This window comes from Hominimerdicola alba, assembly GCF_900109655.1.
Classification (GTDB): domain Bacteria; phylum Bacillota; class Clostridia; order Oscillospirales; family Ruminococcaceae; genus Hominimerdicola; species Hominimerdicola alba_B.
Genome location: NZ_FOAT01000008.1, coordinates 148,307 through 159,959, shown reverse-complemented (window position 1 = coordinate 159,959; position 11,653 = coordinate 148,307). Strand labels below are relative to the sequence as shown.

Annotated in this window: 5 protein-coding genes and 3 tRNA genes; 3 read left to right on the top strand and 5 right to left on the bottom strand. The window is 45.1% G+C overall.

Annotation, left to right across the window (positions count from 1 at the left end; all coding sequences use genetic code 11):
- The first annotated feature begins 57 nt into the window (after window positions 1–57).
- From BMY75_RS10560 to BMY75_RS10550, 3 genes are all read left to right on the top strand, one after another.
- A tRNA-Glu gene (locus BMY75_RS10560) sits at window positions 58–129 on the top strand.
- Between the two features lie 51 nt (window positions 130–180).
- Window positions 181–254: transfer RNA gene (locus BMY75_RS10555), tRNA-Ile, on the top strand.
- 19 nt (window positions 255–273) lie between these two features.
- Window positions 274–346, top strand: a tRNA-Trp gene (locus BMY75_RS10550).
- 642 nt (window positions 347–988) lie between these two features.
- Here BMY75_RS10550 and BMY75_RS10545 read toward each other — a convergent pair.
- The 5 genes from BMY75_RS10545 to BMY75_RS10525 are packed head-to-tail and all read right to left on the bottom strand — an operon-like array spanning window position 989 to window position 11,605.
- Window positions 989–1,810: a class B sortase gene (locus BMY75_RS10545; RefSeq protein WP_081350517.1), complete on the bottom strand. Its 822-nt coding sequence runs from the start codon at window positions 1,808–1,810 to the stop codon at window positions 989–991.
- A 58-nt stretch (window positions 1,811–1,868) separates the two neighbouring features.
- Window positions 1,869–3,368, bottom strand: a complete 1,500-nt coding sequence (locus BMY75_RS10540) for a DUF7601 domain-containing protein (RefSeq protein WP_074833593.1) — start codon at window positions 3,366–3,368, stop codon at window positions 1,869–1,871.
- An 18-nt stretch (window positions 3,369–3,386) separates the two neighbouring features.
- Window positions 3,387–4,703, bottom strand: a complete 1,317-nt coding sequence (srtB, locus tag BMY75_RS10535; RefSeq protein ID WP_074833590.1) for a class B sortase — start codon at window positions 4,701–4,703, stop codon at window positions 3,387–3,389.
- Window positions 4,704–4,716: 13 nt separating this feature from the next.
- Complete coding sequence (lepB, locus tag BMY75_RS10530) at window positions 4,717–5,301, bottom strand: signal peptidase I (RefSeq protein ID WP_081350516.1); 585 nt, start codon at window positions 5,299–5,301, stop codon at window positions 4,717–4,719.
- A complete protein-coding gene (locus tag BMY75_RS10525) occupies window positions 5,288–11,605 on the bottom strand; it encodes an InlB B-repeat-containing protein (protein ID WP_074833587.1) in 6,318 nt (2,105 codons plus the stop codon). Before BMY75_RS10525 ends, lepB begins: the two co-directional genes overlap by 14 nt.
- Window positions 11,606–11,653: the final 48 nt, after the last annotated feature.

Here is an 11,653-nt window from a genome sequence, read left to right as displayed (position 1 = left end):
GGGTCCTGGGTTCGAGTCCCCGATGGTGCACTTTATAACGCTGAAAACCAGCGTCAAGGCCCGTTGGTCAAGCGGTTAAGACTCCGGCCTCTCACGCCGGCGACGGGAGTTCGATTCTCCCACGGGTCATATTTCCCAAGACCGCAAGCTGACTTCTTCAGTTTGCGTTTTTTTGTACATGGACCATTAGCTCAGTTGGTCAGAGCAACCGGCTCATAACCGGTGGGTCCGGGGTTCGAGTCCCTGATGGTCCACTCTTTCAATTTTATATCTAGGGGTATAGCTCAGCTGGTAGAGCAGCGGTCTCCAAAACCGCGTGTCCCGAGTTCGATCCTTGGTGCCCCTGCTTTATAAAAGCTCGCAAATACGTTGTTTGCGAGCTTTTTACATTTTATGACATTACATGAAAATCGTTTTTTGACTACTATTTGACAACTAAAGCTATACCGACTTATTTTGAGTTATTATAGAACCCACTCGGTTATGCTAAATTATGAGTTTCATAATTTAGCATAACTTTTTTTGATGTTAGTTATATACTATCTCTCGTTATGTGGTTTTTATGACTAATTATAATGAAGATGATCGATGCCTACAAGACAGGCAGCAAGAACTGATTCTATCCCCCCCTTGCGGGCGGATACATAAAGCCGTGCAAGTCATCACGACCTGCACGGCTGATTTTTATCTTATTTCAGAACACACGAAAGACCGGGCATTCAGAGACTTTTTACTGTCTGTTCAGATGGGCATTTAGGCACTTTTTAATGCTTAAAGTTTTTATGTAATTTGCTCTTTATTAGACTTATCGCAAATCTAATAATGATCCTAAAATCATATCTGTAACGCTTCTGATATTCATATTCTTATATAGCACTACGGATCCTGCACCACTTGTGTCGCAGCAAGATCTTCGACATCGCTGCATAATTTTTCTTTTAACGGTATGTCTGACTTTTTGAAGGCAGTACATAAACCGATTTTTCTATCATTTTTCACTTTTGGTTGTATCTATAAGTTTCCCAACAAACAAAAACCGTGCATTTTCATAATCGAATGAACAGGTAGACAGGGCGATGTATCTATCTTCATCGGTCAGTTCGGTATCTGCCAGACATATGCTGTTACTGCGGATGATATCCACCCACTGTGTTTTTGGGGCGGGAACGTCATATACAGTATCAAAGGCACTTACTATTGCGAGTGCAAAAAATTCAATACGATAGCTGGCTGTCATGGTTATAAGCCGACCGCTTCTGTGTTTTTCAAACTCAGCAGGATCCCTGAATTTGCGTATATCACCGAACATGGTATCCCCCATATTATGTCCGTACAATATACTCTGATCATCGGAAAAATCGGCTCTGCAGATCTTATCCAGAAAGATTGCACCGTGCTCGTTTTCCAAACCATCAGCCCCGTGGTGAAGATAGTACTGATTATCATTGCCTTGAACAATAGGATAGTCTATGTTTGAATCTTCAACATAAAGCCAGCCGATGAGATCGGGACATTCCTTTGATAACTGCTTCAGTTTTTCACGTATAATTTCTTCATACGATCCCCTCGCTTTTTCAGCCGATGTCAGAACGATCGCCTGTTCTTCACGTAACGCAGCCGCATGTGTTTTTGTATCATCAGATGATATATCGCTATCATCACCCGAGGTCTGACTTGTTTCCGCTGCATTTATGTCGGATGATACAAAATGCACCGCCGATGTACGGAACTGCCGCAGTACCGCAAGGGATACAGCCACCGCTAGCAGAATCGCCGCCGCACGAAAACGTGCCGATCTAAACATAAACATCACCGTCACTTATATGAATGTTTCTGTCCTGTGTCCTGAAATATCCGAAGATATCCCGTCAGATAACATCATTATCCTCTCTATGTTTTCTGCTGCGTATTACCATAACTATCAGAACAGCACCTGCGGCAGTTAAGATAATGAAAGGTGCAACACTGAACAGCAGTCCTGTAACGGATATATCCTTCATAGTGTTGGTGAAGGTTATCGTCTCTGTGCCGTAGATATCATATACAGCGTTCATTTCTGCTGTTGCATCGGGGGAAACTGCAACGGAAGCCGCTGCATCAGCTGTACCGCTCTTCAAATTAAGCGCTTCATCATCAGTGCCTTTTGCCGAAGCGATGTAAATATCACCTGTGTCATTTTTTTCGGTGACCTTTATCTTGGTACCCGTAGGCAGACCTGTCAGAGTTATCTCATCACCGTGCCTGAGCTGAAGCCCTGTGTTTGAATTTGCTATGCCATCAAGAGTCCATGAACCGTTAGCTGCAAGATGTGCGGCAACTGCTGCACCTGTAGTACCGTCCTTCTTTATCGTGTAACTGAAATCATCAGCAGAGGTCACTGAAGCATTGCTGAGCTCCACCTTAAAGGGGAAATTGTGAAAAGCATCTGCAAGCCCACCATCGACCAGCTTTTTAACTTTCACGTTGTAAGTATAATATTTATCCGAATGATATTCGGTAGTTTCCTGTCCGCCTACCCCCGATATTGTTTCGGTCTCAGTATCAACATCAAAACCTGTTACCTTGCCTTCGTTTGCCGATGTAACAGTACTGTCATAGGTGATGCTGTCGGTATCATTGTCGCTCTTGAACAGTACATAGCCGTATACCTCCAGACCGTCCTTGGCATTATTGTACTTGGTATAAACATCAAGATATATATCGTTATCCGCGCCGCCGTCACTTACGCCTGCTGCTGTAAAGGTCGCAGCCGTTGTAACATCGCTGATCTTGTAGCGGTATATTCCGGGAGGATTCAGCTGCACCTTGGTAGAATCATCATTCGGATCATAATCCGGATTGAATATCTTATTAGCGTCTACGCTGATTCTCATACTTCCCGTGACCTTTTTACTTGTATCAACAGCTGTTGCACCGATAGTATTGGAGTTATGTAAAGTATCTTCGCTGCCGCCGAAAGCTATGCTTCCCTCAACAACGCTTGTCGTACTTGCATCATCACCTGTTGTGGATATAGCTTCTATCTTGCCGGGGTGAACTATAACTGCTATCGGTACAGCGCCGGGTTTTGGCACACCGTTTTCAAGGTCACTGTTTGCGTAGGTAAGTATCTGGGTCTCATTGTTTGTTGACGCACTGGTGATATTATAACTGTATGTTATATTCGGTGCGTAGATATCAGATCCCTCTGTGTTGAACATCAGGATATCCTTGTTGATGGAAATATTTGCGGTGGAATTCGGCGTAACAGTATTGGCGTTTTCGCTGTTTATCATTCCCGTGCTTACTGCCGAAACTGTCAGAGTCTGTGTCATTGCGCAGGCTGCACATACAGCGATCAGAGAATTTTTAATAGTAGTTTTTTTCATAATGAACCCTCCTTCATATCATGAATATACCTTTTCATTCTTTTGCCGAGTTGATATTTTTTCCTTAGTTGGTGTTTTACCTTTGTAACAGAATGTCAGATGATCTATAAGCAGGCTTACCGCTGCTATAACTATCATCAGCCCTGTCCATTTGTCACTCAGTGTCATCTTTTTGGTCAGGTCTTCCGTCATCAGGAAGACTACTATTGATACTATCAGCAATACACATTCGAGTATCATCCCGATATGCATTTTATCTGTAAATCTTCTTAGCTGCTTACATATCTCCTCATTCTTTTCACTGCATCTCCTTTCTTCCGTATCGTTATTTTCATAATTTTCGTGACTGTCATAACAGCCCTTTTCTTCAAGCTTTTTTGCTAATTTTTTGCTGTATGATATCTGCCTGTATTTTTTCCTTATAGCTGTTATAGGCAGAAGTATCATAAAAGTTTCTGCCACGCACAGCAGATTCAACAGTGCCCAGTGATCGCTGTCTGTAAAGTATCCCAGCGGAAGTCGGTGGATATCCTCCATCGGCACATCATCTGAACTGCGTTCCATATACTTTTCAGCATCTTCACTGCTAAGGGGTCCTGCACTTACGAAAAGCACTATCCTGCCGTTTGTTACCACATCGGTGCAGGTGGAAAGGCCTATCAGCATCCCGTCTGAAAGTTCCTGCGGTATATCCCTGTGCTGTACAGCGTGTTCACTCAGGTATTTCTTCAGCTCGGGAAATTTTGCATCTGCATCTTTCGATACGTTGTAGATAACATTATCGTAAGCATCTGCATAAGCACAGGCAAATACTTTTATAAGATATGTTCCATTTTCTGTCTGTAAAAGTCCTTCCTGATGTGAATCGAAATATTCCTTATCGAGGAAATTTCTGATATCACCGAACATTGCACCGTTATCCATGTGATGTCCGTATATCAGATTATACCTGTCGCTGAAATCACGCTCGTTCTCACTTGCAAGATATATAGATCCGCTTAGTGTGGAATCTCCGTAAATATCCTTGTTAAGGTATTCAAGATCGTCCCTGCCCTGCACCAGAGGGTAGTTGATATGGGTATCAAACAGTTCCAGCCAGCCAACAACATCGGGGTTTATCTTACGCAGTTCATCGAAAGTTTCAGTACCCTCCTCTTCGGCAGCCACCTTAGGACGGTATTGCAGAAGATCCTGTGAGATATAAGCATTCTGATTGGTATACCTGATATCATAAAGCACATACGCTCCGAAAGCGAGCATCAGCACTCCCGCACCTGCTGCGGCAAGCATCAGAAGTGTATTTGCAGCTGACGCTATCTTGTTCAGGAGTTTCATGATACCACTCTCCTCATATGTTATGTCTACGCAGGGTAATGACGACCTTTCCCTTTATCTCGCTGCGGTCAACAACACCGTAATAACGGCTGTCTTCACCGCCGCAGCGATCATCCGAAAGCACAAAGCAGGTGTTTTCGGGCAGCTTTACGGGATATTCAACAAATCCCTCATATCGCGGGGTGGAAGTATATATATTTGTTTCCGTTACGGTTTTCCCGTTTATCTCCAGATGTTCATCGTCCGTAATGTTCACCGTATCACCGCTTACCGCCACGATACGCCCGATGTAAGTTCTTCCGTTCTTGTATATAACTACCACGTCCTGTGCGGTGTACTTGTCCTCAAGGCGATAATATAGCAGAAGATCTTTCATCTTTATATTCGGTGACATATCATTGTTCGGCGCTGTGACTGCACCTAGCGCAAACCCGAACAGCAGCCAGATCAGTATTATTATCACAAGCAGATCCAGCAGAAAGATCTGTACCGGCTTCATGGGTGATCTGTGCTTTTCCATGGATATCATCTTTCTGTTAGGTGCCCGCGGTCCTCTGTTATCAGCCGCGTCAGTATTACTGCGGTCAAATATCCTCATAACTCTTTTTCCTCCTGAGATGAATATACATCAGCCATGCCGAACCTGTAAGAAATACTGCACTCAGTATCATATACGGCATCTTGTTTTCTTTCATTCCGGTCACAGGAACAGGCTTCACGTTATTATTAAGTACTATGTCCGTATCCTCGTTGATGATGATGTGGAAAGAATTTTCCTCGTCAAGGGTACAACTGTAACCGTCTGCTGTGGCTGAAAGTTCGTAAATTTCTGTCGGCATGAACTCCGTTACCAGATATCTTCCTCGCGGAAGTCCCATAACAGTAACATCGCTTCCGTCCTTTACGCTGAACTCCACATATCCTGTCATTGTTCCGCCTATGGTCTGATGGCCTACCTCAACAGAACTTACCTCGTTCCCGTCGGGTGAATATCCGCTTACAGGCAGATATGTCATATCCTTGATAAGTGAGGAATTGATCCTTACAGTAAATTCTGCGTTGTCAGGAGCATCACCGGTAACTTTCTTACGTATGCGCATCTGTATGCCCTTTGTACGGTAGATCACGTAGATAACAGGCTCTGACGGCATATTGTTCCATTCCTCATCCGGCGATCCGCGGTATACCATGTGTCCATCATTGAATCCCGTGCTGAGCTGTCTTTCCGAATATACCTCTTCCAGATCCGAAACTCTTACATCAGTTCTGCTGCCGATACCTATACGCGTGTAGTTCAAAAAGCACTTCCAGCACTCTCCGTGATCTGTATCATACTCATCAAGATCTGGCGGAACTTTGAAGGCTCCTGCCTCTGTCTGATCGAATTCCAGCGTTCCGTATGCGTTCAGCGGCAGATATGCATTCTGCTCCACCGTCACATCATTAAGGTGTACAGGTTCCGAGTTTCTTGTAACAGGTGTTATCAGTTTCAGCCTGCCGTTGGGTTCTTCTATAACGTAGCGTATCGTAGGCTTTTCGTAGTAGATCAGCCATATGTCCCTGCCGTCAAGCAGTTTTTCGGTATCGTTGTTCAGCCACAGCTGATAGATATCCTGCACATCAGTCATCTGATAGCTGAGAGTTGTAACAGGCATCTCGATGTCCGTAAGTTCACCGTTCGGCTTCTTGGCAGCCGCAGCTATCATGCCGAACATATATCTGTTATTGTCGCTTATCAGCGTATCGGGGTCTATGGCAGTAAGATCATACACAGAGCCTATGTCTATGCTCTTTGTGTATACACTGCTGTCACTTACTCGCAGATTGTCCCTTACGATAAATCCGTCATTTTCAGCAACAGCCACATGAAGTATCAGCGGCAGGGGAGTATGAGTGTTTTTATAATTCACTGTATGATCTGCGCTGTTTTCGGCTGAGGTATATGAATAAGCAAGTGTACCCGCATCTACCGTACCGTTCGATGAAGTCGATGTAATATCCGTTTCAAATTCAGGTACAGCTGTCTGCTCAACAGTGAAGTTCTGAGTTATCTCGGTAACTATAACATCACGGTACCAATAGTTTCCTTCTGTGTATTCTTCATCATTATTCGGGAACTTTGAATAGAACAGCGCAAATGATACTGACTGTCCGTCACAAAGGTCTATATTCTGTTCATTATATTCTGTTGTGCTCTCGGATTCAACAACAGGTGATCCATACTGCTGATAGTTTCCGGTACCATACTTAGATTTTCTGTACCTTGTCCTTGTGACAGTTGTCCTTTCAGTAATTTTAACTGTATACTGAAATTCCCTTGCTATGTCCTCTGGCAGACCTGCTGTGGTTTCGCTCAAAGTGATGATGGTCGGCTGTGTAGCGTAGTATACAACATAAAGCTGAATATCATAGCCGCAGTTTACAAAATCTGCGCCGTTCAGCGAGTATTCAAATCCCCTCCAAGTGTTGCGTATCTCCAGATAAGGGCGCGAGCTGTTGCTGTTCGATGCAGCTGTTATCATCGTCAGGTCTTCCGCACTTGCCGCATTCCGGCTTCCGAATGCAAAGGAGTAGTACTCGCGGTTATCATTTGATACCGGATAATCCAGCGGTGTCGTCAGCTCATTATTCATCACATAATTTGCCACTGCCGCAGTCTTCGGTGCCACAGCTATGGTCTCCACTTCATCGAGTGCCCCTGAAAACTGCATTTCAACATATCCGATGTCCACGTCTTTCGGACGCTTATGGAACACCAGATATACTTCCTGGTCAGAAGGCAGTATACTTTCTGTACCGCTGCTGTATGTTATCTTTACAGCCCTCGCATCAGTATCAAATCGTATATCAGTTATGCTTCGGCTGTCTGAGATATTGTTAATACCTGTCTGTATAAATGCATCGCTTATGCAGGCAAAATCAAAGGTATAATTCTCATCTGCCAGGGGTATCGGCTCGGCATACACTCTTGCCGTGCTTTCCGCACCGATTTCGATGGGCACATCTGCGGTGAATGTTATTGCACTCTGCTTGCGCCATTCAGTGTCTTTAAGCACCAGTTCAGGGTCAGATGCATCTACTGCGTGTACGATTACCTCAGGCGGACTGTTCCAGTATCCGTAAAGGGTCATTTCACGTGTGATGATCGTTTCAAAGTCAAACTCCGGAACAGAACCCTGACCGCTGCTGTAACGCTGCGCACTCCAGTAATGGAATACTGTCAGCGGGTCATTGCAGTGCGGTGTGCATGGCGGCTGATCGTGAAGTGCTGAATTCAGCTTGACTTCACGGTAATACAGACCGTTCAAATCATCGTAGTGATAAGCACTGTCCTGCTCTTCCCAGCTTCCACCCCAGTTTGAATCCAGCTTATTCTTGTCGAAATAAACCTTGACTTCCCATTCAGCATACAATGTCTGGGGAGTGCCGTCAAAGCCCGCAGTAACTGCCGTGTCTATCAGACGGTTGGCTCCGGCTTCAAAATGTATGCCGCTTCCGTCAGGCTTGGTATTCCAGCCTGTAAAACGGTAATTCAGGTTCTCAAATATATCTCCGCTGAGTTTTATGTGGGAATTGTTCAGCAGATGACTAACTCTTACAGAAGTGTTCGTAACACTGTATACAGGACGGCTGTTCTCGTAGTCCCTTTCAGGGTCAACGCCTATACGTCCGCCGTAGGATAACATACAAGCCTCATACCCTGCCGTGGGCATACCGCTTTTCAGTGAACCTCCGTTGGCATCATATATGACAGTTGCCGTATCCACAGGGATATATACTGCCTCCATGATTATAATTCGCTTTTCCGTACCGTCCTCAGTCATGGTTATCTCTGAGTATGATTCTTTCAGTTCAAAGCTGTGTCCGGGCGGATAGATACGTCCGCTCTTATCGCCTCGAATATGCCAGCCGATGAAGTTCATACCCGCCGGCGCAACGGCTGTTCTTGTAACAACTGCCTTTGCGTTTCCTGTGTAAACAGATTCTGCCAGAAGCAGGAACACATCATCTTCCGATTCATCTCGTGCATCTATTGTACCGTCACCTGCGTGATAGTCGATATGGTAAGCACCCAGTTCCTTCCAGTGCAGGCGCAGCAGTATATCATGGTCTACTTCATGATCGAAGTTGAAAGGTGTTTCATGACCTGTCTCCCTGTCGATCTCATACCAGCCCGCATACTGATACATCTGCTTGTCTTCTGCCCTGTACCTTCTGCTGAGGTCTGCACCCTCCAACTCCTGTGAGTAAAAAGCACGTCTGTCTGTGCAGGCAGATTCCGCAGGATCCCATTCTTTGGAAAGATGATAATAGTCTCTGTCATAAAGGTGGTAATAATACTCACCGTTATCGTCCTGAACATAATTCCTTGTGGTGTGGATATACTCCACTATCTTGTCACCGTGATAGGATTCCCAAAACCATGTGGAGGAACCCTCAGGCAGCTGACCGCCGTTGGGGTCTATCTCGATGAGATACCACTCTGCTTCCCAGCCTGCGTATACTATCATGTTGTGGGCAGGCATGGTCATGTCGTCAAGGTCTGCTTTCGCGGAACAGTGCTGATCGAAATACCAACCGCTGAAACTCCACCCTGCCTCCGCTTCGGGAAGCTGTACACCGCCCAGATAGTTTTCGATATTGTCTCCGTAAAGCACAGGTATATCAGCTATAAGAGTATTGTCCCTTGAATCCACGAATTCGATAGTGTAGGTATTTCTGGTGTAGTAGAAATACAATGACGAATTCGGAATGGTGTTGTTGTTCCATGAGGTGTTACTTCCTACGTTTACAACAACGTTGTTCTCATTAGCCGCACATTCTCTTGTAAAACCCTTAAGCTCCCAGAAATCCGCAGCGTAGTTTATGATCTGGAAATCATGGGTAAGATCAAGGTAAAGAGAATAGCTTTTATCTCTGAATGTCCTGCCGCTCTCAGCACCCGGAAGTGCCTCGACGTAATAGTGGAAGTAACGTTTCTGCTTATTAGTTGTGGTATGATCGAATGTCAGATTTTCATCGGGCATTATCTCCATACGGGTGATACGCTGTGTGTATGTGGATGAACCGACAGGTGTCCATGAGGTAGGCGGATTGGTCTGAGGGTAGGTAACGTTATTGCTGCCCGTGAAAGACCATATACCGCTTATATCCTCACCGTAGCGAGCAGTCACGGTATGTATGGTCCTGTTTGGGTTTGTCGTCCTGAATATCACCGTATGCACGTTACGGTCATAATACACATTAAGTATGGTAGTTCCGTTACCTGCGGCTTCTTTGCTTTCGTCACAGTGTTCGAAGTGAAAACCATCGTATGGACACTGCATATAGCTGTCAGGCACAGATACCGTGTTTTCCGTATGCTCAAAAAACTGTTCACTTTTCTCAAAGTCGTAATCATCATCTTCATCGTAATCAGCTTTCTGTTTCCAGCAGATGATGGTGTATTTCGTCTGTGCAGGTATCCAGCGTGCCGTGAATTTCAGATCGTGGTCAAACATCAGCCGTCCGTCTTCTATATGTATATGACTGCGCTGTTCAGCGTCAAAATCAGGCGATCCCAGAAGCTGTGCAGAACTGTCCGTTACCTTTACCGGTTCGTGTCCTTCTTCTTCAAGATACCAGCCAAAAAAGTCATAACCTTCGCGGCGCGGCACACGAAAATCACTGCTTTCCGCACCGCTCTTTGCTTCAACTGCACAGGGCGGTATATAGGAAGCACCGCTTCCTGTTGCACCAGAAATGAATGTTATCCAGCGCAGAGGTTCAAATATGGGGTAAAGGTCGATAGTATGTGAAGGACCAACATGATTCTCAACATCTACTGCTATGACTGACGGCAGCGGAGTGCGGTCTGCGTTGGGGTCTTCGTTTACAGCATAATCGTAAGACCAGCCCTTGAACTCCATATGAGGTGCCTGTATATCAGAATTTTCCGTACCCTGTACAAAGGTATTTCCGTCGTGTGTAGCAGTCACATCATCTACGCTGAACTGATTTACCTCATCTGTCAGCGTGACCATTTTTGTTGCAAGTATCGCACCGGGTGTACCGTCAGCATTTCGCTGATCGTGAAATACCACGAATATACAGTCTGCATATACAGCCCCGACTTTTACCACTCCCTGACTATCCTCTGTAACAGGGGGCACGTTTGAAAAATCTATCCCCTCATCGTAAGTTCCTGTAACCTCATTGTATATGTACCAGCCTATGAATGTCTTCGTTCTTGATTCCAAAAGCACAGGCAGCTGAGGAAAGATAGGCTTTTCATCGCCCTTTATCGTCTGTTCGCATATCTCTCTGCCCGATGATGTCGGGAAGTAATAAAGTGAATATACCCCGCTGTCATCAGGTGTATAGAATTCATAAGTCCTGAGTGGGATAGTTCCATCGTCTATCTCATAAAGTGAGAATCCTGTTGCCTGAAAGATAACAGTATCTCCCTCTACGGAAAAATCAGTTATCTCCTCGCGTACTCCGTCATCAGATATGTGCCACAGACGCATATTCTTGTTGGCAGCATTTGCCTGACCTATCTTGCTGTTTGTTATCTTCGTGGTGATAGGTGCTTCCGATTCAGGCTGAAATACCTCGCCGTCCTTGGTTATGGTTATATCGTAAGAACATATAGCGCCGCTTTCGGTGTCGCTGTACTTCTGAACAGTAAGGGTCGCATTTGAAGGCATAAGTCCGTCAAGAGATACCGATTCCGAACCATCTCTGCCGGGATAAGCACTCAGCTGCTGATATTCAAGCCCGCTGATGTCTGTTTCTGTTGTTTCTTCCGATGTCTCAACTGTTATCTCTTCTGCTGATGCTGCCAATAATTCAACAGGAAAGCAGTTGAACAGCATCGCTGTTGCTATAAGAAGCGGGATCAAACGCTTTATCTTTTTCACAGGTATCCCCCCTTAGGAAATATATTTCAATCATTTTCTTATGTTGTT